Source organism: Ruegeria sp. F11 (assembly GCF_056533855.1).
In genome coordinates, this window is the sequence record NZ_JBQFOW010000017.1 from 10,725 (window position 1) to 35,434 (window position 24,710).

Here is a 24,710-nt window from a genome sequence, read left to right on the forward strand (position 1 = left end):
ATCGCAGCCAGCCGTCGCGCAAAAGCCGGAACCGACGCTTTGGGATGCCTAAAAAATCAGCGCGGATTATTCGGATTTTTCAGAAGGTGCTTCGGGGGACACTGAGCGCGTAGAAAAAAAGTGCTTTAGTTTCAAGCCGCTAAAAGTTCCACACACACAGAACATCACCCCCAACAAGGTCTAATGATACATCGCGCAAGCAGTTTTTCTTGCCAGATCAGCCGCGCTGTTTCTAACATCAACCGGCAAGCACTCCGCCCGCCACTCTTTCTACGTCGCATCGAAGGAGGGCCCAACGGGCGCAACAGGGTAACGCGACGGGTTTCTCGAATGAATATCACGTTTCTTCTAAACGGAGAGACAGTGGAGCTGGCGGATGTCGATCCGACGGCCACCCTGCTGGACTGGCTGCGCGAAGACCGCGGACTGACCGGTACCAAGGAAGGCTGCAACGAAGGCGATTGCGGGGCCTGCACGGTCATGGTCACCGAAGACGGTACGGCCAAAGCGCTGAATTCCTGCGTCCTCTTCCTGCCGCAACTGCACGGCAAAGCGGTCCGCACGGTCGAGGGCGCAAGCGGCCCCGATCAGGAACCACACCCGGTGCAACAGGCGATGGTCGACCTGCACGGCTCGCAATGCGGCTTCTGCACCCCCGGCTTCGTGATGTCGATGGTCGCAGGCCACGCCAATGGCGCAACCGATCACGACACCCAGCTTGCAGGCAACCTGTGCCGCTGCACCGGCTACGCCCCCATCATACGCGCCGCCAAAGCCGCCGAACCCCACACCGTCCCCAAATGGGTCACCAACGACCAATCCTTCTCTTGTTCAAAAATACCTCGGGGGGAGGCCGCAGGCCGGGGGGGAGAGCCCCCCTACCTGCCCGAAACCGCCGACGAACTTGCCGCACTTTATGCCGAACACCCCGACGCCATCCTGATCGCCGGAGCGACGGATGTCGGCCTCTGGGTCACCAAGCAACTGCGCGACCTCGACCCGGTGATTTTCCTAAGCCGCTGCGAGGATCTGAAACAGATCACCATCACCGACACCGAAATCCGCTTCGGTGCCATGGTCGACATGAACCGCATGGGTGCGGCGCTGGCGGACCTGCATCCTTCTTACGCCGAGATGATCCGGCGTTATGCCAGCGTTCAGGTCCGTCATGCGGCCACCGTGGGCGGAAACATCGCCAATGGCTCACCGATCGGAGACAACCCGCCCGCGCTGATCGCGCTGGGCGCGACTCTGCATCTGCGCAAGGGTGGCGAACGGCGACAGGTTCCGCTGGAAGACTTCTTCATCGACTACGGCAAACAGGATCGCACGCCCGGTGAATTCGTCGAGGCCGTCAGCTTTCCCCGTCAACCGGACAGGCTGAAGGTCTACAAGCTCAGCAAACGGTTTGATCAGGACATCTCAGCCGTCTGCGGCTGCTTCAACATCACCGTCTCGGACGGCATCGTCACACAGGCGCGCATCGCGTTTGGCGGCATGGCGGGCATTCCGAAACGGGCAACCAACGTCGAGGCCGCACTGATCGGCAAACCCTGGACGCGCGAGACAATCGACGCCGCGCTGCCCGCCTTTGCCGACGACTACACCCCACTCACGGACATGCGCGCCTCGGCCACCTATCGTCTGGAAACGGCCAAAGCGATGCTGGAACGGTATTTCCTCGAGGATCAGGGCGAGGTGACCAACGTGCTGGAGGTGTCCGCATGAGCGTGTCCAAACCCCTCCCCCACGACGCGGCCCCGCTGCATGTCTCCGGCTCTGCGCGGTATGTAGACGATATCCCCACACCAAAGGGTTCGCTGCATCTGGCCTTTGGCCTGAGCCCGATTGCCAAAGGCAAGATCACCGCGATGGATCTGTCGGCTGTAACAGCCACCGATGGGGTGGTGATGGTGATGACGGCGGACGACCTGCCCTTTGCCAATGACGTTTCCCCGTCCATCCACGATGAGCCCCTGCTATCGGACGGAACCGTCCACTATGTCGGCCAGCCAGTATTTCTGGTCATCGCCACCAGCCATCTGGCCGCCCGCAAGGCCGCGCGGCTGGGCAAGATCGACTATGTCGAAGAGACGCCGATCCTGACCGTCGAAGACGCTTTGGCCGCCGAAAGCCGGTTCGAAGACGGCCCCCGCATCTATGCCAAGGGCGACGCCGACGCTGCCATCGCCAGCGCGGCCCACGTCATCGAAGGAAGCTTCGAGCTTGGCGGGCAGGAGCACTTCTATCTGGAAGGTCAGGCCGCTCTGGCCGTGCCGAATGAGGGCGCGGATATGCTGGTGCACAGCTCGACCCAGCACCCGACCGAGATACAGCACAAAGTGGCCGATGCGTTGGGCGTGCCAATGCACGCCCTCCGGGTCGAAACCCGCCGCATGGGCGGAGGTTTTGGCGGCAAGGAAAGTCAGGGCAACGCTTTGGCCGTTGCCTGCGCCATTGCTGCCCGCGCCACCGGCAAAGCCTGCAAGATGCGCTATGACCGCGATGATGACATGATCATCACCGGCAAGCGCCACGCGTTCCGGATTTCCTACAAGGCTGGGTTCGATGAGAACGGGCATATTCAGGGTGTCTCTTTCCTGCACCACGCGATCTGCGGCTGGGCGCAGGACCTGTCCCTGCCCGTCGCCGACCGCGCGATGCTGCATTCGGACAACGCCTATCTGCTGCCCAACGCGCGGATCGAGAGCCACCGGCTGAAGACCAACACCCAATCCGCCACCGCCTATCGCGGGTTCGGCGGCCCTCAGGGCATGGTCGGCATCGAACGCGTGATGGACCACGCCGCACATACGCTGGGGCTGGACCCGGTCGAACTGCGTCGCCGCAACTACTATGAGCCTGCTCACAAGATTGCTGAGGCTGCACCGGCGGAGAAACCACTAGGTCATCCCGACCCACATGAAGACCTGACAAGCCGCGGCGCAGTTGAGATGGGCGACGCGCCCGTGCGCCCTCTGCCCGCAGGCGGCAACACCACGCCCTATGGCATGGAGGTTAGCGATTTCGAACTGCATGGCATGACCCAAGCGCTGCTGGACTCCAGCGACTATGCCGCACGGAAAGCCGCCATCGCGAAATGGAATGCCGAGAACAGCGTGATCAAGAAGGGCATCGCTTTCTCTCCGGTCAAATTCGGGATTTCCTTTACGCTGACTCACCTCAATCAGGCAGGCGCTCTGGTGCATGTCTATCAGGACGGCTCGGTCCATCTGAACCATGGCGGCACCGAGATGGGACAAGGCCTGTTCCAGAAGGTCGCCCAAGTCGCGGCCGCGCGGTTCGGCATCCCATTGGAGATGGTCAAGATCACCGCCACCGACACCGCCAAAGTGCCCAACACGTCGGCCACGGCGGCGTCATCGGGTAGCGACCTGAACGGCATGGCGGTGAAAGCCGCCTGCGACACGATCCGCGACCGGATGGCCGACTATCTGGCCGAGCGGCATCAGGCCGATCCATCGGCAGTCACATTCGCGGATGGCCACGTTTCAATTGGTGAAGAGCGCTATACCTTCGCCGAAGCCGCCGCGCTGGCCTATCAGGGCCGTATCAGCCTGTCGGCGACCGGGTTCTACAAGACCCCCAAGATCGAATGGGACCGGATCGCCGGACGCGGTCGCCCGTTTTTCTACTTTGCCTATGGGGCGTCCGTCACCGAAGTGGCCATCGACACGCTAACCGGCGAAAACCGCATTCTGCGCACCGACATCCTGCATGACGCAGGCGCATCGCTGAACCCCGCGCTGGATATCGGGCAGGTCGAAGGCGGTTACGTGCAAGGCGCAGGCTGGCTGACGACAGAAGAATTGGTATGGGACGGCAAGGGCAATCTGCGCACACATGCGCCCTCGACCTATAAAATCCCCGCCTGCTCGGACCGGCCCGACATCTTCAATGTCGCGCTTTGGGATGGCGAGAACCGCGAGGATACGATCTATCGCTCGAAAGCGGTGGGCGAGCCTCCCTTCATGCTGGGTATCTCGGCGTGGTTGGCTTTGTCGAATGCGGTCGCCGCCTGCGGCACTACCTACCCTGCGCTGGATGCTCCTGCCACGGCTGAAGAGGTCTGGCGCGGCGTCCAAAGGATGAAGGGAGACATCTGATGGGATTTGATCTGGAGGCTTTGAGGGAGGCGGTCAAAACCCATGGGCGTGTTGTCCGCGTCGTCATCGCCGGGATCAAGGGATCGTCCCCCCGCGAAGTTGGCGCTGCGATGCTGGTTTGGAAAGATGGCCAAAGCGGCACTATCGGCGGCGGTACACTGGAATTTCAGGCGGCGCAGGCCGCGCGGTCGCAGACCGCCCCCGCCCGCCTGACTCATCACGCACTTGGCCCTGAGATGGGGCAATGCTGCGGCGGGGCGGTGTCTTTGCTGAGCGAGGTCTATGACCTCGATACCCTGAATGCTTTGGACGACACGGTGATTGCGCGTTCGGCGACAGATGGGGATATGCCCCTGTCGGTCAAGCGCCTGCTGGCCGCCGCGCGGGGTCAGGGAATCGCGCCTGAACCGCAGTTGGTCGATGGCTGGATGGTGGAACCGGTGCACAAGCCTGCGCGCAACCTCTGGATTTGGGGCGCGGGGCATGTGGGCCGGGCGCTGGTCGACGTTCTTTCACCCCTGCCCGATCTGGCCATCACATGGGTGGATACGGGCCCCGAGCGGTTTCCGCAGGATGTTCCGTCAGACGTCACTGCCGTCCCAACAGCAAAACCGGCGGAACTGGTCCGCCACGCCCCGCATAATGCCGAGCATCTGGTGCTGACGTATTCACACAATCTGGACCTTGAGCTGTGTAACCGGCTGCTTTCGCATGATTTCCGCTTTGCGGGGCTGATTGGCTCGGCTACGAAATGGGCGCGATTCCGGTCGCGGCTGGCCGCCCTTGGGCACTCGCCTGAGCGGATCAGCCGGATCACCTGCCCGATCGGCGATCCCGGTCTGGGTAAGCACCCACAAATGATCGCCGTCGGCGTCGCCGCGCAGCTTTTGCGCCCGGCCCGACAGACCGAGTTGAAGAAGGACCTGAGCGCGTGACCACTCCACTTTTGAGCCTTCAAGGGCTGACCAAGGCCTATCCCGGCGTCGTGGCCAATGATCAGGTGTCTTTCGACATCGGTGAAGGCGAGGTACACGCCCTGCTGGGCGAAAACGGCGCGGGCAAATCCACGCTGGTGAAGATGATCTATGGTCTGGTCAAACCGGACAGCGGCACCATGCTGCTGCGCGGCCAGCCTTTTGCACCGCCAGAACCGCGCGCGGCGCGTGGTGACGGGATTGCGATGGTATTCCAGCATTTCTCGCTGTTCGACGCGTTGAATGTGGCCGAGAACATCGCGTTGGGGATGGAGAACCCACCTCCGATGGGCGATCTGGCCTCGCGTATTCGCGAAGTGTCCGAGACCTACGGCCTGCCGCTGGATCCCTATCGCACCGTTGGTGATCTGTCGGCGGGCGAGCGGCAGCGGGTCGAGATCATTCGTTGCCTGCTGCAGGACCCCAAGCTGTTGATCATGGATGAACCAACGAGCGTTCTGACACCTCAGGAGGTCGATATCCTGTTCGAGACGCTGAACAAACTGCGATCCGAGGGGACCTCGATCCTCTATATCTCACACAAGCTGGAAGAGATCCGGACGCTGTGCGATCACGCCACGATCCTGCGTCTGGGCAAGAATGTGGGCGAATGTGTTCCGGCCGAGACCTCGGCGCGGGATATGGCCGAGATGATGGTGGGATCGACCCTGCAGACGCCTGAACGCTCGGGCCGTGAATTCGGAGAAATCGCACTGGATGTCAGCGGATTGTCGGTGCCCTCGCCATCAGAGTTCGGGACGGCCCTGAAGAACGTCCACATGACGGTCCGGAAAGGAGAGGTTCTGGGCATCGGTGGCGTCGCCGGGAACGGGCAGGACGAATTGTTGGGCGTGTTGTCCGGTGAAATCACGACGGCGGCCGATGCGATCAAGTTCAACGGCCAGCCGATCGGGAAACTCGGACCCACCGCGCGCCGCAAGCTGGGCGTGTTGACCGCACCCGAAGAACGGCTGGGCCACGCCGCCGCGCCGGACATGAGTCTGACAGAAAACGCCCTGCTCACCGGATCGGTTCGCGAAGGCCTGGAAAGCAACGGATTCCTAAAATGGGCCGAAACCAAGAGCTTTGCTGAGAAGATCATCAGCGCTTTTGACGTCCGCACGCCGGGGCCTGAGAACGCAGCGCGCTCGCTGTCGGGCGGGAACTTGCAGAAATTCGTGATTGGGCGCGAAGTGTTGCAGAACCCTGATGTGCTGGTGGTGAACCAGCCCACATGGGGCGTGGATGCCGCCGCCGCAGCCTCGATCCGGCAGGCCATTCTGGATCTGGCGGCCAAGGGGACGGCAGTCATCTGCATTTCGCAGGACCTCGATGAGCTGATGGAAATCTCGGACAGCTTTGCCGCGTTGAACGAAGGGCGGCTGAGCGCGCCGCGTTCGACTATGGGACTGACGGTTGATGAGATCGGTCTGATGATGGGTGGGGCCCATGGGATGGAGGTGGCGCATGTGTGACGCGTTGAACCGCCTCCGGCGGCCGTATTTTGAACGAGAAGAAGACATGAGGGATGTGAGCAGATGATTGTGTTGGAGAAGCGGCCTCAGCCGTCCAAGGCGTGGTCTTATGCCACCCCTCTGGTCGCGGTGATCGCGACGATGGTGTTTGGCGGGATTCTGTTCGCCATTCTGGGCAAGAACCCGGTCGAGGCCATCGGTACGATTTTCTGGGAGCCTCTGTTCGGTGAGTTTTCCTTTTACTACCGCCCGCAATTGCTGGTGAAAGGCGCGCCGCTGGTGTTGATCGCCATTGGTCTGTCGCTGGGTTTTCGCGCCGGCATCTGGAACATCGGGGCCGAGGGACAGTACATCATGGGCGCCATTTTTGGCGCTGGTGCCGGGCTGGCCTTCTACCCGCTGGATGCGTGGTACATCTTTCCGATCATGGTGATTGCGGGGGCCTTTGGTGGTTGGCTGTGGGCGATGATCCCCGCCTTTCTGAAGGTGCGGTTCGGGACCAACGAAATCCTTGTGTCGCTGATGCTGGTCTATGTGGCCGAGCAAATGCTGGCCTCAGTCTCGCTGGGGTTGCTGAAAAACCCCGAGGGGTTTGGATTTCCCGGCTCGCGCAACCTGCAATCCTACGACAGCGCGCATAATGCAGAGCTGATTGCCGGGTCCGGGATGCATTGGGGCGTCGTGACGGCTCTGATCGCTGTGATCTTTGCCTATGTCCTGCTGAACCGACATATGTTGGGCTTTCACATCCGCCTGACGGGTGAAGCGCCCCGCGCTGCCAAGTTCGCAGGTGTGAACCCGGCGCGGCTGATCCTGTTCTGTCTGGGCCTGTCCGGGGCGCTGGCGGGGCTTGCGGGAATGTTCGAAGTGTCTGGCCCCTCGGGCGTGGTCAGCATCGACTTTAACGTGGGCTACGGCTTTACCGCGATCATCGTGGCATTCCTTGGCCGCCTGCATCCCGTGGGCATCCTGCTGGCCGGTGGCCTGATGGCGTTGACCTACATTGGCGGAGAAATCGCGCAGTCCCAATTGGGTCTGCCTGCCGCTGCTATTCAGGTATTTCAGGGGATGCTCCTGTTCTTCCTGCTGGCCTTCGATCTTCTGACAAACTACCGCATCCGTGCGGCCCGTAGCGAGGTAGCGTGACATGGACCTTGGTGAAATTAACCCCGTCCTTCTGGTCGCCTCGCTGATGGTGGCCGCAACCCCCCTGCTGCTGGCCGCGATCGGAGAACTGGTCGTCGAGAAAGCAGGCGTTCTGAACCTCGGCGTCGAGGGGATGATGATCGTGGGCGCAATCAGCGGCTTTGCGATCTCGGTTGAGACCGGCTCCCCCTGGCTGGGCTTTATCGCGGCGGCCATTGGCGGCGCGGTGCTGTCGCTGTTGTTCGTGCTGCTGACGCAGGTGGCGCTGGCCAATCAGGTCGCCAGTGGTCTCGCCCTGACGCTGTTTGGTCTGGGGTTCAGCGCGCTGATGGGGCAGAGCTATGTGGGGGTAAAACCGCCCGATATGGGTGAAATCCACATCCCCGTGATCAGCGACATTCCGGTGATCGGCCCGATCCTGTTTCAGCATGACCCGATCCTATATGTCGGGATCGCGCTGACGGCGGCGGTCTGGGCCACGCTGAAATACACCCGCGTCGGCCTGATCCTGCGCGCGGTTGGCGAAAACCACGATGCGGCGCATGCGTTGGGCTACAAAGTGATCAAAATCCGCATCATGGCGATCCTGTTTGGCGGGGCCTGCGCGGGTATGGGCGGCGCGTATATCAGCCTGATCCGCGTGCCCCAATGGACCGAGGGCATGACCGCCGGTGTGGGCTGGATCGCGCTGGCGCTGGTGGTGTTCGCCAGCTGGAAACCATGGCGGGCCTTGCTGGGTGCCTATTTGTTCGGCGGCATCACCGTATTGCAGCTTAATTTGCAGGCGGCGGGCGTTGCCATTCCAGTCGAGTATCTGGCAATGTCGCCCTACATCATCACGATCCTTGTGCTCGTGATCCTTTCGGCCGACAAGAGCAGCGCACCTGCCGCATTGGGCCGGACCTTCCATGCCTCGCACTAGGGGCCAACTGAACCAACTTGGGGAGTAACTACATGAAATTCACCACTCTATTGACGAGCGCTGCAATGGCGCTGGGGCTGGCCTCGGGGGCCATGGCCGAGGACAAGACCAAGGTCGGTTTCGTCTATGTCGGCCCGGTGGGCGACGGCGGCTGGACCTATGAGCACAACAAGGGCCGTTTGGCCGTCGAGGAAGAGTTCGGCGACAAGGTCGAAACCGTCTTTGTCGAATCCGTGCCCGAAGGCCCGGATGCTGAGCGTGTCATGACTCAGATGGCGCTGGAAGGGGCTGATCTGATCTTCACCACCTCGTTCGGATACATGGACCCGACCATCAACGTGGCCAAGAAGTTCCCGAACGTGAAGTTCGAACACGCAACCGGGTATAAGACCGCGCCGAACGTGTCGGTCTATTCGGCCCGTTTCTACGAAGGTCGCGCCGTTCAGGGCCACATCGCCGGTAAGATGACGGAATCGAACATCATCGGCTATATCGGGTCCTACCCGATCCCCGAAGTGATCCGTGGCATCAACTCGGCCTATATCCACGCCAAGAAGGTGAACCCGGATGTCGAGTTCAAGATCGTCTGGGCCTACACCTGGTTCGATCCGGCGAAAGAAGCCGACGCCGCGACCGTTCTGATCGAACAGGGCGCGGACGTGATCCTGCAGCACACCGACTCGACCGCGCCGCAGGCGGCCGCGCAGGAGGCGGGCAACGTTGTCACCTTCGGTCAGGCCTCGGACATGAGCGAATACGCCCCCTTCCCGCGTGTGTCATCGATCATCGACAACTGGGCCCCCTACTACATCGCGCGCACTCAGGCGGTCATGGATGGCTCTTGGGAGACCGTGAACACCTGGGACGGTATTCGCGAAGGCATGGTTGAAATCGGTGAGATTTCCGACCGCGTTCCGGCGGATGTGAAAGAAGAGGCCCTGGCCATGAAGGCGGCCATGGCTGCGGGCGAGTACCACCCCTTCACCGGTCCGCTGAAAAAGCAGGACGGCAGCGACTGGCTGGGTGAAGGTGAAACCGCTGATGACGGCACACTTGCAGGCATGAACTTCTATGTCGAAGGGCTGGAAGGCGAGATTCCGCAGTAAGTTGCGCCATTGTCCTGAAGGAAAGCCCGCCACATCGGCGGGCTTTTTTCTTGTCCCCAAAAACTGCGAAATGTCAGATATTCCGGGATATTCCGAACTATTCCATTTGCAACCCTTACAGAGACGATATTGCCGAACCTAAAAAGTTCATGTCAGATCAAAAGGAGAATGACATGAAAAAACCAAACCACAACGCTGACATGAAGAACGCGAACAAGGGCAATCCGGGGCAAAACAAAACGCATGCAAAAAATCAGGGGAACCGGGGTGCGCAGATGAATCCAAACCGCAAATCGACCAATTCCAAGAAATCATGAAGCACCGGCGGGCGCTTTTGTGCGCCCGGCCCATTTAAGGTTGAGTGATGAGCACCAAAAAAGAACAAGAACTATTTCCTCAGACCAAGGACTTGATCCGAATTGCGCTGAACGACGGCATGACGCAGGACCAGATCCGCCGCCTGTGCCGCACAAGTCAAAGTCAGGTCAGCAAATGGAAAAACGGTGAAAGACTGGCCAAAAAGAACCAGATAAAGCCGCTACTTGAACTCTACGGTGACTTGCTGCGCCGCGTCCCATTCAAACTGTATCAAACCGCCTCAACATCGCAGGAACCGAGGCAGTTTATTCTCGTTGAAGGTAAACTGATCCTGCGCGAGAGATTTCAGCGATCCAAGGTTCCTCAGCAGTGCCAAGTCACGGCATGCCGGATCTCGGTCCACCAACAAGGCAGAGATCAATTCGTTGTGGTCGCAGAAACGACGCGAGCACCTTTTTCAGGGAAAGAAAGAGGGGCGGACGGCGAACCGCTTGCTACTGATCGTCTGGCCGCTTGGCACCTGCACAACTTTTTGGGCTTCAGGGTAAAGCAAGTTGACCTGCAACAACTCAGGACAATCGCGCAAAGTAACGCGCTGGATGACATGTGCGAGCATTTTCCGGCACTGCGTCAACTTCCGTTTCTTCTGACGGAGGCACTGTTGAACCATGGATGCAAGCTGGATGATCTTGTGGAATTCAAACTGGCGCAATAATCTAGACCTCCACAACCAAACCGCCCGGATGGGCAAATTCTGGCAGCGCCTGAAACACAGTCCCTGCGTCAGGTTTGTGAGCTCAACGGCACGCCGCGCGATCCGGCCTTTTGCCGCCGCGCCGCGCACGAACCGTCAAGGTCCGAACGAGACGACCCGCGCCCGAGCCTAACACGCGACGGCAGGCTCCTCTCTAAGGGGTATGGGGTGGGTAGCCATCAAGCCGTGGGCACGACCCACCGCTTGATGGCGTATTGCAGCCTCAATGCCCGCTCAGCACCAGCGTATTAACCGGCATCAAGATAAGACGCAGGCGCAGGCCCGCCGCGTGGACCACGCCGATGGTATCGACCACGTGCAGGAACGTGCTTTCCCAGAAGCCCAGGTCTTCGTGCTCGAGCCGTTCGTGGTTGTCGGTGTAGACATTCGCCAGACAGTTGCTGCCCGGCGGAACCTTGTCGGCCATGCCTTTGTAGAGCGGCTCCATATAGACAAGGATCGAGCCCGGAACCGTGTTGTTCTGCACATCCCGCAATTCGTCCGAGGGCCGGAACTGGCCCGAGGGGATCACGTCCTGCACCTCGACCACGACCATTGGGATCACGGTGAAGGGCTTGGTCATGCACCCCAGCTCTCCGATCATGCCGGGTTTGATGACCTGCGCAGACAGTTGGTTGAATGCCGCCTGAAATCGGTCACGCCCCAGGTTCGAGGGCACCAAAATACCCGCCGGGCGCAGCAGCGGGCTAACATAGTCGCCCACCTGCAGGCCGAACTGTTCGACCCGGCCCGTCACACCGGCATTGATGACCGTCTTGTCCAACTCGGTCAGGGCGGCGTCCAGTTGCGCGTTCGCGCTGGCCAGTTGGGCGGGGATCAACTCCTCAATCTGCTGGACAACGGCGGCCTTCTGTGACTGGGCCGCGACCACCTGCGCCTCGCGCTCTTCGACAAGGTTTTCCAGCCGCTCGATCTCGGCCAGACGCACCGCGCTGGACCCTTCGTCGCGCAGGGTGGTGTTGCGTTCCAGATCCTCAAGCGACTGATCCAGCGCCGCACGGGCCCCGGCGATCCCGGCATCGGCCTCGGCCAAATCGGTCTCAGCCACTTTCAATGATGCCTGAACCTGCGCAATCTGGGCATGCGCTGCCTCGACCTGAGCGGTTTGGGTGAAATCCTCGATCCGAAAAATCGGCTGGCCCGCAGTGACCAGTTCGTTGTTGCGGACATACACCTCGGACACCCGTCCGCCCAGTTGGGGCAGAATCGTCACGGTCCGGAAATAGGAAGCAGCCGTGCTGCTGGAGGGGTGGAAATAGAACAGCGTGGTGATCACGGTCAGCGCCAGAATGGCACAGGTCGTCAGACCCCATCGCAGCTCGTACCACATTGTAAACAAAGTGATTTCATGCCCGATCCGCTTGCCCTGAACGAAGCGGCGGAACAGGTAGTCTGGCAGCACGGTAACCAGCGCGCACATCAGTGTTTCAAGCATGTCTCAGTGCTCCTGCGGCGCGGTGGGTTCGGGGTCGGGCAAATCCGCAGGCGGTTGTGCCTCTCGTTGCGGTCCCAAAGATCGGATCGCGTCGGCTATGCCCCGCAATGGGGCGGCAAAGTCAGGAAACTGGAACCCGGCCACCAGAATGGCCGCAACCCAGAACAGGCCGTTATGGGTGAACAGGGCCAAAAGCGCCAATATCCCGACCAGTTGGAACTGAGGGTGGTTGGATTCATGCGCGATCTTTTCCGGGATCGAATGCAGGGTGAAGTACCCCACCCCAATCAGCACGATCACGATGACCGTGAATATGAGCATGAATGTAAAAAGAAAATCACTTCCGTCCGCCTGGGTCACATAGGACGGAATATGTCCTGTGGCCATCGGGTGTAAATCTGCGGTGCTCACCCTGCCCTCCTGCTTATGATGCGTCCATGTTTGGATGGGTTGATAGACAAATTCAAGCCTGCTTATAGTTTGGCGCAGGCTTGTCAGAACCTTCATTAACGTTACGCGGTCCCGATGTTTTTCCATTTCTCATCCGTTTTTGCCGGGGCACAACCCACCAACTGCGCGGAACGCCATGATTGATTTTCTTGTCATTGGCGGCGGCATCGCAGGGCTAAGCGCAGGTGCGCGCCTGTCGGATCATGGCCACGTGGCCGTGCTCGAGGCGGAAGACGCGCTTGGCTATCACGCCTCGGGCCGGTCTGCGGCGCTGTTTGAGAAAAACTATGGTCCGGCATCGGTGGTAGAACTGAGCAAGGCGGGTGCAGAATATCTGAGGTCGGAAAACGGCGGCTATCTGAGCCCGCGTGGGCTGATGCTGGTAGGCTCTAAAGAACAGGCCGAGGTCTTCGCGAAAGACTGCGCCGACCTGAACCTGCAAGATATCCCGACCGATCACGCTATTGATCGGGTTCCGATCCTGCACCCTGAACGGCTTGGATTTGCCGCCGTCAGCGAGGCGGCCTTTGACATCGATACCGACCGGCTGCTGCAGGATTTCGCCCGCACCATCCGCCGGAATGGCGGTCAGGTTCTGACCAAGCGCAAGGTCAGTGCAATACGCAAGGCCGCACAGTGGCTGGTCGAAGCGGGTGAGACTTATGAGACCCGACATCTGATCAACGCCGCCGGGGCATGGGTCGACGAAATCGCCACCTTGGCGGGCATCAAGCCCATCGGGATCTCGCCGCGCCGCCGGTCCATGGCCCGCATCCCGGCTCCGGGCGGGCATGACACGACCAAATGGCCGATGATGCTGGGCGCGGGCGAGGCGTGGTATGCGAAACCGGACGCTGGAAAGCTGCTGGTGTCCCCGTCCGAGGCGCATCCCGTGCCACCTCACGACGCTTATGCCGACGATATGGTTCTGGCCGAGGGTCTGGCCCGATACGAAGACATCGTTACCGAACCGGTAACGCGCGTTGAGGCGAACTGGGCCGGTCTGCGCAGCTTTGCCCCGGATGGGACTCTGGTTCTCGGGCCCGACCCGGCTGAGCCCACATTCATCTGGTCGGCAGGACAAGGCGGTTACGGGTTTCAGACCGCCCCGGCAGCCTCGGCGTTGGTGGCCGCGCTGGTTACCGGGCGTACGACGGGCCTAGCCCCCAACGTGGTTTCCGCGTTGCGCCCGGACAGGTTGCGGGCATGAGCAAGCGGCCTTTGCCTCCTCGCGCGGGCAGCGCCATTCAGGCAGAGGGCGCGCGTCTGGTCACGCCAGCGGCCACGCGAAACAGTGACGCGCTGTGCAAGTTGTTGGAAAGGACGGCTCCCACCACCGGCAAGGCGCTCGAAATCGCCAGCGGAACCGGCCAACACGTCGCCGCCTTTGCCCGGCGATTGCCGAGCCTCTCCTGGCAACCGACTGAGATTGACCCCGAACGCCGAGCCAGCATTGATGCCTATTCGTCGGGGCTGCCCAACGTCGCCAAGGCGGTGAAACTGAACGCTGTATCCACCGGCTGGTCCGCCCTGTTCGAAAGGCAGGACCTGATCGTCCTAATCAACCTGCTCCACCTGATTTCATGGCCCGAAGCAGAGGTTCTGGTCCACGAAGCCGCACAGGCCCTGAACCCGGACGGGCGGCTGGTTCTGTACGGCCCGTTCAAACGCGCGGGGCGCCTGACCAGTGACGGTGATCAGCGCTTTCACGAAGCCCTGATCCAGCAGGACCCTGAGATCGGCTACAAGGACGACACCTACATGCATGCGCTGCTGCGAGATAGCGGCCTTGAGCTTGTCGAAATCGCCGAGATGCCCGCGAATAATCTGGCCTTTATCGCGAAACGACCCGGCACCTGATCGAGATCAAAGCCGATTCAGCGCCCCCTCCATCATATGCAATTAACGATATGTATTGAAAGGGACAGGACCATGACCTGGCAGGACGCTCTGAAGAATACCCGCAAGGGGCTGCGCAACCTCAACGGCGCGCTTCCCGATACCACCCGCGCCTTTGGCGCGCTGGGAAAGTCGGTCAAAGAAGGCGGGACGCTGGACTACAAGACAAAAGAATACATCGCCCTAGGCATGTCCATCGCCATCCGGTGCGAGCCCTGCATCACGCTGCACACCGAAGCGCTGGTCAAGGCCGGAGCCACCCGGGACGAGGTCTCGGATGTGCTGGCCATGGCCATCCAGATGGGCGGGGGTCCCTCGATGATGTATGCCGCCAAGGCACTGGAGTGTTTCGACGAGTTCAGCGCCTGAACCCTTGAAAGCCTGCTCACGCAGGCTTGCCTCCGGCGGAGGTATTTTTGAACAGAAGAAGAAACAGTTTCTTAACCTTCTTCGTAGCACGATGCCCATGCGGTACAGGCGGAGGCGCCGATGGCCGTAACAGGAGAAGGCCCCCCTTGCCAAAAGCAGGGGGGCTGGATCTTATCCCCAGCCCCCGCTTCTTCTGTTTATAAATACTTCCGCCGGAGGCATGTGCCGCCACAGGCGGCGCATTCCCGGTGTGCCGCCATCGCCTTATCCTAAGTTAGCCGTCCTTACGGATGGTCTCGTTCTTCGGGTCGTAGGGGCTGTCGCAGGTGACGACGGCATCCCACAGCTTATCCTGAATCTTGACCTGCAGCTTGGTGCCTTCGACCGCCAGTTCGGGCTTCACATAGCCCATACCAATGGATTTCTCGAACGCCACCGAGTACCCGCCCGAAGTCAGACGACCCACGCGCTCGCCTTCGGGTGTATACAGCGCCTCGCGGCCCCATGGATCGGCATCATCCGGTCCGTCGATAAGCACAGTGCAGCATTTAACTCGAACGCCAGTATCTTCCAGCTTGGCCTTGCCATGGAAATCCTTGGACAGGTCGACAAAGCGCGGCAGGTCAGCCTCAAGCGGGGTCGCATCGCGACCTAATTCAGTGCCGAAGGCGCGATAGGATTTCTCCTGACGCAGCCAGTTCTGGGCGCGGGCACCGACCAGCTTCATGCGATGTTTCTCACCCGCCTTTTCCAGCAGATCGAACAGGTAGTTTTGCATCTCGATCGGGTGGTGCAGTTCCCAGCCCAGCTCACCGGTATAGGCCACGCGGATCGCGTTGACCGGGCACATGCCCAGTTCGATCTGACGCGCCGACAACCACGGGAAGCGCTTGTTGGACAGCGCGGTTTCCGGTTCGGCGTCTTTGATGACCTCTTTCAGAACGTCGCGCGACTTGGGCCCGGCGATGGCGAAGACGCCCCACTGCGTGGTCACGTTTTGGATCTCGATATAGCCGAACTCCTCCATCTTGTCCTCGGCCGCCTTGCGCAGATAGTCGGCGTCATATTCGGTCCAGGCACCGGCAGAGACGATGTAATAGTTGTTCTCGCCGTTGCGGACGATGGTGTATTCGGTGCGGGTGGTCCCGTGCGAGGTCAGTGCGTAGGTCAGGTTGATACGACCGACCTTGGGCAGCTTGTTGCAGGTGAACCAATCCAGGAACTGGGTGGCACCGGGGCCTTTGACGACATGCTTGGTGAAGGCCGATGCGTCGATCAGGCCAACGCCTTCGCGGATCGCCTTGGCCTCTTCGACAGCGTACTGCCACCAGCCGCCACGGCGGAACGAACGGCTTTCCTTGTCGAAGTTGTCAGGTGCATCGACGGGGCCGAAATAGTTCGGGCGTTCCCAGCCGTTGACCCAGCCGAACTGAGCCCCGCGCGCTTTCTGACGGTCATAGGCCGGAACGGTGCGCAGCGGACGGCAGGCTTCACGTTCTTCGTCGGGGTGGTGCAGGATGTAGACATGCTCATAGCATTCTTCGTTCTTGCGCGCCGCGAACTCGGTGGTCATCCAGTTCGACGAATACCGCTTGGGATCCAGCGAGGCCATATCGATCTCGGCTTCGCCATCGACCATCATCTGCGCCAGATAATAACCGGTGCCGCCCGCAGCGGTGATCCCGAACGAAAACCCTTCGGCCAGCCACATATTGCGCAGGCCCGGAGCCGGGCCAACCAGCGGGTTGCCATCAGGCGTATAGCAGATCGGTCCGTTGAAATCGTCCTTAAGGCCGGATTCGGCGCAGGAGGGCACGCGCTCGGCCATCGCCATGTACTGATCTGCAATGCGGTCCAGATCCAGCGGAAACAGGTCGGCGCGGAAGCTGTCCGGCACGCCATGTTCGAACCGCGCAGGCGCACCGTGTTCATAAATACCCAGAATCCAGCCGCCGCGTTCTTCGCGCGCATAGGATTCATTGTCCGCATCCCTAACAACCGGGTGCTCGGGGTTGCCCGCTTCGCGCCATTTGACCAGCTCTGGGTCCTTGTCCATCACGATGAATGTGTGTTCGACTGGGATCGCGGGCATCTTGATGCCCAGCATCTTGGCGGTGCGCTGTGCGTGGTTGCCTGATGCGGTCACAACATGCTCGGCGGTGATCACCACCTGTTCGTCGCTCTCGACAAGGTTCCCGCCCTTTTCGACCATCTTGGTGCAGGTCACTTCCCAATGGGTCCCGGTCCAATGGAAAGCATCGGCCTGCATCTTGCGGACGATCTCGACACCGCGCTGGCGGGCCCCTTTGGCCATCGCCTGGGTCACATCGGCCGGGTTAATGTAGCCATCCTCAGTATGGTAGATCGCGCCATTCAGGTCCGAGGTTTCGATCAGCGGCCAGCGTTCCTTGATCTGCTCGGGGGTCAGCCATTCATAGGCAACGTCACAGGTCTCGGCGGTCGAGGCATAGAGCATGTATTCATCCATACGCTCTTGCGTCTGCGCCATGCGCAAGTTGCCGACGACGGCGAAGCCCGCGTTCAAGCCGGTTTCTTCTTCAAGCGTCTTGTAGAAATCAACCGAGTACTTGTGGATGTGGGTCGTCGCATAGGACATGTTGAACAGCGGCAACAGGCCCGCTGCATGCCAGGTGGAGCCCGAGGTCAGTTCGTCCCGTTCGATCAGCATCACATCGTCCCAGCCCGCCTTGGCCAGGTGATAGGCAATCGAGGTCCCAACGGCGCCGCCGCCAACGACCAGTGCTTTGACTTGGGTTTTCATAGCCGGGTGTCTCCCCCTTGAATTAAGTTGACACCATATGGCGCACTTCGGGGCGCAAACGCGACATTCATCCGACCAGTGATATGAAAAAAACGACCCGAACGCGGGATGCAGGTCGCGAATCCGCCGGTTTCTGTGGCTGGTTCAGCCGCCCGAGCGGCAGCGCGTGCTGATCCCGGTCTTGGCGCAGGTCAGTTTGGATGGGCCTGACGCACCCGCATCGGTGGCCGTTTCCGCGCTCGACTGCGTGATGATCAAGGCCAGCGCGTTGCGATACGTCGTCTGCAGGATGGTCTCGTAATCCGGGACCTCTCCGCCGGTTGCGTCAAGCGTGGCACCGGGCGCTATAACTTCGACGAAGCTGTTGATCAGCGCGATATGGTCTTCCGAGTTCAGGGCCTGTTTGATCGCCAGATCGGCGCGAGCCTGAATCATCGCCCGGCGCAAGGCGATCATCTGCGCGGCGACGTCCGGTTGCTGCGCTGGTGCGATCTGCACCGCCTGCCCGATGGTCGGGACGGGGTGTTCAAGCGCGTTGTTCAGCCCGTCGAATTCGAGGTCTTCAAGAAGGGCCAGAATAGCCTCGTCCGACGCGGCGGCGCGGACGCGTATCCGGATTTCGTCGTCGAACCCGACCCAGCCGTCGAATGTGCGAAAGCCAGTCTGTGCGGGCTCCTGCAATTGGCCAAAACCAATTCCGCCCACGACCGCGTAGCCAAGGTAGTCCGGCTGACGTGCAACCTTGCCTTCGGAAATCTCGGCCATTCCGGCCATGACACCTTTGGTTTTTTGCAACTCGGGGCGTGCGGCCTCAAGCCAGATGACTTCCGCGCCGTTGTCGTAGACCCATCCGACCGCGTCCTGCTGACGGTCGAGGTCGCCCCAGACCGAGGCACCAGCCCCTGCCGATGGCGCGCTGCGCGACCAGCCTTCGGGGGCTTCGGGCAGAAACGCCAGAGTCTCAGCCGCCGCGACTGGGCCGGAGAGCCCGATGCGAGACGGGACCGATGCGACATAGTCTTGCACGCTCAACCCGCCTTCGACCTTTTTGACCTGCTGCATGTAATCCAGCCCGCCCACGACAAGGCCGCAAACAACGGCGAATCCAGCAAGATACTTGGCGCTCATGACATCATCCCTTTAAGTCCCGGTTGGATTCACCAGAAAAACTGGACGATTTCAGGGCCAAATGCTGACTTGTGTTGGAAGGGGCCGCTAAAGGATCTTGCCCGGATTCATGATGTTGTCGGGGTCCAGCGCTGCTTTGATTGCGGCCATGTAATGCGTGGCGGCCCCGAGTTCCTTGATCAAATAGGGGCGTTTGCCCTGCCCGATCCCGTGCTCGCCCGTGCAGGTGCCCTCCATCGAGATGGCCAGATCGTTGAGCCAGCCGACAAATTCATCGGCGCGCGCGATTTCATCCGCGTTCTCCATGTCGATCAGCGGCAGGGTGTGAAAGTTGCCATCCCCCACATGCCCCACCATCGGGGCGATCAGGCCCAGCGCGGCGGCCTTGTCCTGTGCGGCCCCCACCGCCTCGGCCAGACGTGAGATCGGGACGCAGACATCGGTCGAGACCCCCTGCGTGCCGGGGCGCAACTGCAAGCAGGCCCAGTACATATCATGGCGCGCTTGCCAGAGCTTGTTGCGCTCTTCGGTCGTCGAGGTCGCGGCGAAATCGGTGCCGCCGAATTCCCCGGCGATCTGCCCGAAGGTTTCCGCCTGTTCCGCCGCACCGGCGTCCGAGCCATGGAATTCAAGCAACAACAGGGGCGTTTCGGGCAGGGTCAGGCCGGAATAGGCGTTGGCGGCCTGAACCGAGAGTTGGTCCAGCAATTCGATCCGCGCCACGGGGATGCCGTACTGGATCGTCATCATCACCGCCCGGCAGGCGGCATCGACAGTAGGGAAGGAACAGCGGGCGGAACTGATCGCCTCGGGGATGCCATGCAGGCGCAGGGTGAGTTCGGTGATGATGCCCAGCGTGCCCTCGGCCCCGATCAGCAGCCGCGCCAGATCATACCCTGCCGAGGATTTGCGCGCGCGGTTGCCGGTGCGGATGATCTGCCCGTCGGGCATCACGGCCTCAAGGCTCAGCACATTGTCCTTCATCGTGCCGTATCGCACCGCGTTGGTGCCCGAGGCCCGCGTGGCCGCCATGCCGCCCAGCGAGGCATTGGCCCCCGGATCGATTGGAAAGAACAGGCCCTGATCGCGCAGATGGGTGTTCAGGTCCTGGCGCGTCACGCCCGGTTGCACGACACAATCCAGGTCTTCGGCATGCACCGCCAGCACCCGGTTCATCTGCGTCAGGTCCACCGAGACCCCGCCCGCAGGCGCATTCACATGCCCCTCCAGCGAGGTGCCGGTCCCGAACGGGATCACCGGCACTTTATGCGCGGCGCAGGTTTTGACGATCTCGGCGACCTCTTCCGTCGAATGCGGAAACACCACTGCATCCGGGCTTTGGTTGGGAACCCAGGTGGTGGTATGGCCATGCTGCTCGCGGATCGCTTCCCCGGTTTGCAGCCGGTCGCCGAACCGTTGCTTCAGAATGCCGATCGCGGTTTCAATCCCGGCGTCGTTGCGCGGCAAATCGGTTGCCTTGACCATCGTCTCCTCCCCGGCCCACTCGGTTGGCGGGTCGTTTCCTACATGGCTATAAGGCGCGCCGGATCAGAGCAACACGAAACCCGGTTCACCGCGCCCATGTGCTCTAATCATCTTCCGCGTCGCGGTCCGTTTGATATCGCTTCAATCCACGAAATTCCGGTAACCACGCCTCGCGCCGGATCACCCAGCTTTCGTAGGTCGGCTGCAACTGGTTTGGCTTGTCTAATGTGCCAAGATGCACCTCGACCTCATCTCCCGAGCGCGCGAACACAGGCGAGCCACATGTGGGGCAGAAGAACCGCCCGGCATAGCTGCGCGTCTCGCCCGAGACGGTCACCTTATCCTTCGGAAAAACGGCGGCGGCGTAGAACAAAGCGCCATGATGCTTGCGGCAGTCGAGGCAATGGCACATCCCGACCCGCAGGGGCGGCCCGGAGGCCATCAGCCGCACGGCACCGCAGCGGCATCCGCCCTCATAGCTCTCCATAACGTCCCCTTGTGGCCAAGGCAGTGGCGATCGGCCTACAACATCGCAGGAACAACTTGATCGGGCGGCCTGTGGCCATCCTCGAAGGTCTTGATGTTGATGATCACCTTCTCACCCATCTCGATCCGCCCCTCCAAGGTCGCCGAGCCCATATGGGGCAACAGCACCACATTCGGCAGGTTCCGCAGGCGCGGATTGACGTTAATGCCGTTCTCATAGACATCCAGCCCCGCCCCGGCGATGTCACCGGACCGGATCAGCCGCGTCAGCGCGTTTTCATCGACCACTTCCCCGCGCGAGGTATTCACGATCACCGCCGAGGGCTTCATCAGCTTCAGCCGCCGGGCATTCATCAGATGGAAGGTCGACGGCGTCGACGGGCAGTTGACCGAGATGACATCCATCCGCGCCACCATCTGGTCCAGACTTTCCCAATAGGTCGCCTCAAGCTCCTGCTCGGTTTCGGGGCGCAACCTGCGGCGGTTGTGGTAGTGCACCTGCATCCCGAAGGCCGCCGCACGGCGCGCAACCGCCTGCCCGATGCGGCCCATGCCAAGGATGCCCAACCGGCGACCGCCAATCCGGCCGCCCAAATAGGCGGTGGGGGCCCAGCCAGCCCAGTCCCCCTTTTGCATCACGCCCAAGCCCTCGGGGATACGGCGAGTGACGGCCAGGATCAGAGCCATCGTCATATCGGCGGTGTCATCGGTCAGAACACCGGGGGTGTTGGACACCAGCACACCGCGCTGCCGCGCCGTCGCCACGTCGATATTGTCAACACCTGCGCCATAATTGGCGATCAGCCGCAGCTTTTCGCCCGCGTGCCCCAGCAGACCACCATCAATCGTATCCGTGACCGTGGGCACCAGCACATCGGCCTCTTTGACCGCTGCGACCAGTTCATCGCGGGTCATCGGGGTATCATCCGTGCGCAAACGAACATCAAACAGCTCGCTCAACCGGGTTTCCACCGCCTCGGGTAACCGTCGCGTAACGACAACACTCAGACGTTCTCTTGGCACCTCTGCCCTCCCACTGCTTTGCAAACCTTCGCGCGCCATGGCATCGTGGCGCAGGATAAGGCGGGGCACAAGAACCCCATGGGCATTGAGACGACCTTTTTTCGCAAGCAGATCAACAGGCACAAGAGCAGACAGTCAGTGAGTGGTCTTTTACCGGTAAAGCGCCTTTGTTTGGCGATCCTAACCGCGTTCCTGTTCGCGCAGGGGCCCGTTGCGGTCGCGGCACAGGACAAGCGCGGCCCGGTGACCAACCTGCCGCTGCCCCGCTATGTCTCGATGAAAGCGGCTGAAGGAAACGTGCGCCGGGGCCCGTCGCTGACCCATCGAATCGACTGGGTTTTCAAGCGGCGCGATATGCCGCTGCAGATCACGGCGGAATACGGCAACTGGCGCAAGGTTCGGGACCGCGACGGCGCCGGAGGGTGGGTCCACTATGCCCTTCTGTCAGGCGTGCGAACAGTGTTGATCGAATCTGAAATGTTGCCGGTCTACGCCCGGCCCGATCCGGCCTCGCCCGTCAATGCGCATTTCGAAACCGGAGTGGTGGCGCGTCTGGGCACCTGCTCGTTGGACTGGTGCAAAATATCAGCGGGCGGCTATCGCGGCTGGACCCTGAAATCGAACCTGTGGGGCGTCGATCCATCGGAAATCCGCGAGTAGCCGAGGTTTCAAGCTAGGCCTCAGCGGGGGGTTCAGCGCCCCGTGCGCCCATTTCCTGATCCAACAGCAGCAGGTTCCAGCGATCATCGTTTGCGGCCTTGGTCCGGTCGAGAATCTGGCCGAACAAATCCTCTTCCTCGGTCTGTTCTTCCACGAACCAGTTGAGCATATTCTGCGTGCCGTAATCCTTGACCTCGTGGGCCAATGCGAACAGCGCGTTGATCTGGGCGGTCACCGCTTCCTCATTACCCAGCGCGGTTTCCAACGCATCCGCCGGAGAGGCAAAGTCAGATTTTGGCTGATCGATTCCCGCCATTTCGATTCGCCCCCCGCGCTTTGCCATGAAGTCGAACAGACGCATCGCGTGCGTCACCTCCTCGGCCGACTGGGCGCGGAACCACTGGGCAAACCCGGGCAAATCCTGGGTTTCAAAATAGGCCGCCATTGCCAGATACGCGTGAGAGGCTGACAGCTCACTATTGATCTGACGATTCAGGGCCTCGGCCAGTTCGGGGTTGAGTTTCATCGGCAGCTCCCAAAGCAAAATTTGGTTTCGTTGGCGGAAATCTAAGGGCTTTGGCGGATAGGTGCAATGAAAGCGTTCTATTTTTCAATATGTTGATAACCGCTTGGTGCACGCGAAAGGCGTACGCATGACCAGCATGGCATTGGCCCGCCCCCTGACAATTCGCCGGGCTGGTCCCTGCTACGGAACTTTCGGTCGCAGTGTTGGTTCCCGCCTTTGACGCTTGGAATTGTCCGCAGCGCGCACTGCGCTTACAAGGGAAAACCCTACAACAGCCAGAGTCAGTTTCGCCGACGCACGGCCCTTATGTCTCCATCGGGCTGACGACCAAAATAAATCCGAAGCACCCTGAGATTTTTCCCCAAAAAGCCCTTGAACCCTGCCAGCAACAATCGTAGACAGCCGCTCACCGTTGGGGTGTAGCCAAGTGGTAAGGCAGCGGTTTTTGGTACCGTGTATCGTAGGTTCGAATCCTACCACCCCAGCCATCTTTTCCCGATATCGCCGCAAACACACGACGTTTCACGAACGCGAGACATAGGACGCAGCGCATTGCCTAATGCTCGGCAAGGGCGCACGTTTGGTACGTCACCATTCGAACATAGCCTGAATATGAACCTAAGAGACCTTCAATACGTCCTTGCTGTCGCAGCCCATCGGAACTTTACGCGTGCCTCACAGGATGTTGCCGTCAGTCAACCCGCCCTCTCGAACCAGATCAAGAAGCTTGAAGCGGAATTGGGGGTTTCGATCTTTGAACGCGGGAAAGACGGTGTTTCCCTGACCGCTTTCGGGCAGGAGCTGATCACCCACGCCGCGCAGATCGTCGAGATTGTCGATACGATTGGCGATCTCGCGCAGCGTCATCAGACCACCGAACTGCCTCCGATCCGGTTGGGTATGACGCCGACTCTGGCTGCCTACCTGTCCTCGTACTTTCGCGAGCTGTTCACCAAGGTGGTCGCCGACCGCAAGATCATAATTGTCGAGGAATATCCCGTCGCGTTGGCCAAGATGGTCGAGGATCGCGCGGTCGATATGGCCTTTATCGCGCGCAAGAGCTTTGACAGTATCTATGGCGGGTCCAAGCAGCCGCTGGATTTTACCTCTTTGTGGTTGGAACCGCTGTTTCTGGGGGTCCGCGCCGATCATCCGCTAAGCCGGAAATCCAGCATCTGGGCGCATGAGGTCCCGGCGGCACAGTTGATCCGGTTCCCGATATCCTTCGGCTACGATCTGGAGCGCGACCTGCCAGAACCGCCCAGCACAGGAGCCGAGGAAACCGGCATTGACGTAACGACCGCACGGTTCGAAACCGTGTGCAGATACGTGGCGGAAAGCGATGCCTGCACAATGGTGAATGCCATCGCGGCGGAACAGTTCAAGCGCGACGGATTCGGGCTGTGCTTTATTCCGTTCGATGACAAGGGCAATATGCGGGAACTTGGGGCGATCACCCGACCGCAATATCCCAGTCCCGAAATCATCGAGGCGATGAGCAATCATATCTGCGCCACACCGCCGCGCGGCACTGTTGCGTCGCGCAATACACGCCTTGTGAAGACACCCGTTTCGACGGACGGCTGAGAAACAGACTCAGGCAACCTCTGCCCGCGCGGCTTCG

The 24,710-nt window shown here is 60.8% G+C and carries 21 protein-coding genes and 1 tRNA gene; 14 read left to right on the top strand and 8 right to left on the bottom strand.

Features of this window, described 5'->3' with window-relative positions; all coding sequences use genetic code 11:
- Positions 1–330: 330 nt before the first annotated feature.
- From xdhA to ACR0NJ_RS18805, 8 genes are all read left to right on the top strand, one after another.
- Positions 331–1,728, top strand: a complete 1,398-nt coding sequence (gene xdhA, locus ACR0NJ_RS18770) for a xanthine dehydrogenase small subunit (RefSeq protein WP_480818625.1) — start codon at positions 331–333, stop codon at positions 1,726–1,728.
- On the top strand, positions 1,725–4,127 hold the full coding sequence (gene xdhB, locus ACR0NJ_RS18775; protein ID WP_480818626.1) for a xanthine dehydrogenase molybdopterin binding subunit: 2,403 nt from the start codon (positions 1,725–1,727) through the stop codon (positions 4,125–4,127). Before xdhA ends, xdhB begins: the two co-directional genes overlap by 4 nt.
- Positions 4,127–5,062 (top strand): xanthine dehydrogenase accessory protein XdhC, encoded by a 936-nt coding sequence (xdhC, locus tag ACR0NJ_RS18780; protein WP_480818627.1) that lies wholly within the window; start codon positions 4,127–4,129, stop codon positions 5,060–5,062. Before xdhB ends, xdhC begins: the two co-directional genes overlap by 1 nt.
- Positions 5,059–6,576 carry an ABC transporter ATP-binding protein gene (locus ACR0NJ_RS18785; protein WP_480818628.1) on the top strand — a complete coding sequence of 506 codons (1,518 nt, stop codon included), beginning with the start codon at positions 5,059–5,061 and terminating at the stop codon, positions 6,574–6,576. Before xdhC ends, ACR0NJ_RS18785 begins: the two co-directional genes overlap by 4 nt.
- 63 nt (positions 6,577–6,639) lie before the next feature.
- Entirely contained in the window at positions 6,640–7,722 is a 1,083-nt protein-coding gene (locus ACR0NJ_RS18790; protein WP_480818629.1) for an ABC transporter permease, read from the top strand.
- A 1-nt stretch (position 7,723) separates the two neighbouring features.
- Positions 7,724–8,644, top strand: coding sequence for an ABC transporter permease (locus ACR0NJ_RS18795; protein WP_480818630.1), 921 nt, complete (start codon positions 7,724–7,726; stop codon positions 8,642–8,644).
- Between the two features lie 32 nt (positions 8,645–8,676).
- Positions 8,677–9,750, top strand: a complete 1,074-nt coding sequence (locus ACR0NJ_RS18800) for a BMP family ABC transporter substrate-binding protein (RefSeq protein WP_480818631.1) — start codon at positions 8,677–8,679, stop codon at positions 9,748–9,750.
- Between the two features lie 364 nt (positions 9,751–10,114).
- Complete coding sequence (locus ACR0NJ_RS18805) at positions 10,115–10,783, top strand: hypothetical protein (RefSeq protein WP_480818632.1); 669 nt, start codon at positions 10,115–10,117, stop codon at positions 10,781–10,783.
- A gap of 262 nt (positions 10,784–11,045) precedes the next feature.
- On the opposite strand, the gene ACR0NJ_RS18810 is transcribed toward ACR0NJ_RS18805, so the two are convergent.
- Together ACR0NJ_RS18810 and ACR0NJ_RS18815 are read right to left on the bottom strand one after the other, a co-directional pair.
- A complete protein-coding gene (locus ACR0NJ_RS18810) occupies positions 11,046–12,278 on the bottom strand; it encodes an HlyD family secretion protein (protein WP_480818633.1) in 1,233 nt (410 codons plus the stop codon).
- A 3-nt stretch (positions 12,279–12,281) separates the two neighbouring features.
- Complete coding sequence (locus tag ACR0NJ_RS18815; RefSeq protein ID WP_480818665.1) at positions 12,282–12,665, bottom strand: hypothetical protein; 384 nt, start codon at positions 12,663–12,665, stop codon at positions 12,282–12,284.
- 199 nt (positions 12,666–12,864) lie between these two features.
- Between ACR0NJ_RS18815 and ACR0NJ_RS18820 the strand changes: the two genes are divergently transcribed.
- The 3 genes from ACR0NJ_RS18820 (at position 12,865) to ACR0NJ_RS18830 (ending at position 14,996) form a co-directional block, all read left to right on the top strand.
- The gene (locus ACR0NJ_RS18820; protein WP_480818634.1) at positions 12,865–13,938 is read left to right on the top strand and encodes an NAD(P)/FAD-dependent oxidoreductase; all 1,074 of its coding nucleotides are present in this window, start codon (positions 12,865–12,867) and stop codon (positions 13,936–13,938) included.
- Positions 13,935–14,588, top strand: coding sequence for a DUF938 domain-containing protein (locus ACR0NJ_RS18825; protein ID WP_480818635.1), 654 nt, complete (start codon positions 13,935–13,937; stop codon positions 14,586–14,588). Before ACR0NJ_RS18820 ends, ACR0NJ_RS18825 begins: the two co-directional genes overlap by 4 nt.
- A 72-nt stretch (positions 14,589–14,660) precedes the next feature.
- Positions 14,661–14,996 (top strand): carboxymuconolactone decarboxylase family protein, encoded by a 336-nt coding sequence (locus ACR0NJ_RS18830; protein WP_480818636.1) that lies wholly within the window; start codon positions 14,661–14,663, stop codon positions 14,994–14,996.
- Between the two features lie 274 nt (positions 14,997–15,270).
- Here the strand turns inward: ACR0NJ_RS18830 and ACR0NJ_RS18835 are convergent, their stop codons facing one another.
- From ACR0NJ_RS18835 to ACR0NJ_RS18855, 5 genes are all read right to left on the bottom strand, one after another.
- Entirely contained in the window at positions 15,271–17,778 is a 2,508-nt protein-coding gene (locus ACR0NJ_RS18835) for a GcvT family protein (protein WP_480818637.1), read from the bottom strand.
- A gap of 144 nt (positions 17,779–17,922) precedes the next feature.
- Positions 17,923–18,906 carry a hypothetical protein gene (locus ACR0NJ_RS18840; RefSeq protein ID WP_480818638.1) on the bottom strand — a complete coding sequence of 328 codons (984 nt, stop codon included), beginning with the start codon at positions 18,904–18,906 and terminating at the stop codon, positions 17,923–17,925.
- A gap of 87 nt (positions 18,907–18,993) precedes the next feature.
- Positions 18,994–20,391, bottom strand: coding sequence for an FAD-binding oxidoreductase (locus tag ACR0NJ_RS18845; RefSeq protein WP_480818639.1), 1,398 nt, complete (start codon positions 20,389–20,391; stop codon positions 18,994–18,996).
- 103 nt (positions 20,392–20,494) lie between these two features.
- Entirely contained in the window at positions 20,495–20,878 is a 384-nt protein-coding gene (locus tag ACR0NJ_RS18850; RefSeq protein WP_480818640.1) for a GFA family protein, read from the bottom strand.
- A gap of 35 nt (positions 20,879–20,913) precedes the next feature.
- A complete protein-coding gene (locus ACR0NJ_RS18855; protein ID WP_480818666.1) occupies positions 20,914–21,900 on the bottom strand; it encodes a 2-hydroxyacid dehydrogenase in 987 nt (328 codons plus the stop codon).
- A 171-nt stretch (positions 21,901–22,071) separates the two neighbouring features.
- On the opposite strand from ACR0NJ_RS18855, the gene ACR0NJ_RS18860 reads away from it, so the two are divergent.
- A complete protein-coding gene (locus tag ACR0NJ_RS18860; protein WP_480818641.1) occupies positions 22,072–22,560 on the top strand; it encodes an SH3 domain-containing protein in 489 nt (162 codons plus the stop codon).
- Between the two features lie 13 nt (positions 22,561–22,573).
- On the opposite strand, the gene ACR0NJ_RS18865 is transcribed toward ACR0NJ_RS18860, so the two are convergent.
- The gene (locus tag ACR0NJ_RS18865) at positions 22,574–23,086 is read right to left on the bottom strand and encodes a ferritin (RefSeq protein ID WP_480818642.1); all 513 of its coding nucleotides are present in this window, start codon (positions 23,084–23,086) and stop codon (positions 22,574–22,576) included.
- Between the two features lie 413 nt (positions 23,087–23,499).
- Here ACR0NJ_RS18865 and ACR0NJ_RS18870 point away from each other — a divergent pair.
- Together ACR0NJ_RS18870 and ACR0NJ_RS18875 are read left to right on the top strand one after the other, a co-directional pair.
- Positions 23,500–23,574: transfer RNA gene (locus ACR0NJ_RS18870), tRNA-Gln, on the top strand.
- 124 nt (positions 23,575–23,698) lie between these two features.
- A complete protein-coding gene (locus ACR0NJ_RS18875; RefSeq protein WP_480818643.1) occupies positions 23,699–24,673 on the top strand; it encodes a LysR family transcriptional regulator in 975 nt (324 codons plus the stop codon).
- Positions 24,674–24,710: the final 37 nt, after the last annotated feature.

Bases quoted from the DNA above. Each gene is read 5' to 3' on its own strand.
- ACR0NJ_RS18865 (WP_480818642.1), bottom strand. From the start codon at position 23,086: ATGAAACTCAACCCCGAACTGGCCGAGGCCCTGAATCGTCAGATCAAT.
- xdhC (WP_480818627.1), top strand. From the start codon at position 4,127: ATGGGATTTGATCTGGAGGCTTTGAGGGAGGCGGTCAAAACCCATGGG.
- ACR0NJ_RS18825 (WP_480818635.1), top strand. From the start codon at position 13,935: ATGAGCAAGCGGCCTTTGCCTCCTCGCGCGGGCAGCGCCATTCAGGCA.
- ACR0NJ_RS18810 (WP_480818633.1), bottom strand. From the start codon at position 12,278: ATGCTTGAAACACTGATGTGCGCGCTGGTTACCGTGCTGCCAGACTAC.
- xdhB (WP_480818626.1), top strand. From the start codon at position 1,725: ATGAGCGTGTCCAAACCCCTCCCCCACGACGCGGCCCCGCTGCATGTC.
- xdhA (WP_480818625.1), top strand. From the start codon at position 331: ATGAATATCACGTTTCTTCTAAACGGAGAGACAGTGGAGCTGGCGGAT.
- ACR0NJ_RS18875 (WP_480818643.1), top strand. From the start codon at position 23,699: ATGAACCTAAGAGACCTTCAATACGTCCTTGCTGTCGCAGCCCATCGG.
- ACR0NJ_RS18805 (WP_480818632.1), top strand. From the start codon at position 10,115: ATGAGCACCAAAAAAGAACAAGAACTATTTCCTCAGACCAAGGACTTG.
- ACR0NJ_RS18845 (WP_480818639.1), bottom strand. From the start codon at position 20,391: ATGGTCAAGGCAACCGATTTGCCGCGCAACGACGCCGGGATTGAAACC.
- ACR0NJ_RS18820 (WP_480818634.1), top strand. From the start codon at position 12,865: ATGATTGATTTTCTTGTCATTGGCGGCGGCATCGCAGGGCTAAGCGCA.
- ACR0NJ_RS18800 (WP_480818631.1), top strand. From the start codon at position 8,677: ATGAAATTCACCACTCTATTGACGAGCGCTGCAATGGCGCTGGGGCTG.
- ACR0NJ_RS18815 (WP_480818665.1), bottom strand. From the start codon at position 12,665: ATGGCCACAGGACATATTCCGTCCTATGTGACCCAGGCGGACGGAAGT.
- ACR0NJ_RS18830 (WP_480818636.1), top strand. From the start codon at position 14,661: ATGACCTGGCAGGACGCTCTGAAGAATACCCGCAAGGGGCTGCGCAAC.
- ACR0NJ_RS18835 (WP_480818637.1), bottom strand. From the start codon at position 17,778: ATGAAAACCCAAGTCAAAGCACTGGTCGTTGGCGGCGGCGCCGTTGGG.
- ACR0NJ_RS18850 (WP_480818640.1), bottom strand. From the start codon at position 20,878: ATGGAGAGCTATGAGGGCGGATGCCGCTGCGGTGCCGTGCGGCTGATG.
- ACR0NJ_RS18840 (WP_480818638.1), bottom strand. From the start codon at position 18,906: ATGAGCGCCAAGTATCTTGCTGGATTCGCCGTTGTTTGCGGCCTTGTC.
- ACR0NJ_RS18795 (WP_480818630.1), top strand. From the start codon at position 7,724: ATGGACCTTGGTGAAATTAACCCCGTCCTTCTGGTCGCCTCGCTGATG.
- ACR0NJ_RS18790 (WP_480818629.1), top strand. From the start codon at position 6,640: ATGATTGTGTTGGAGAAGCGGCCTCAGCCGTCCAAGGCGTGGTCTTAT.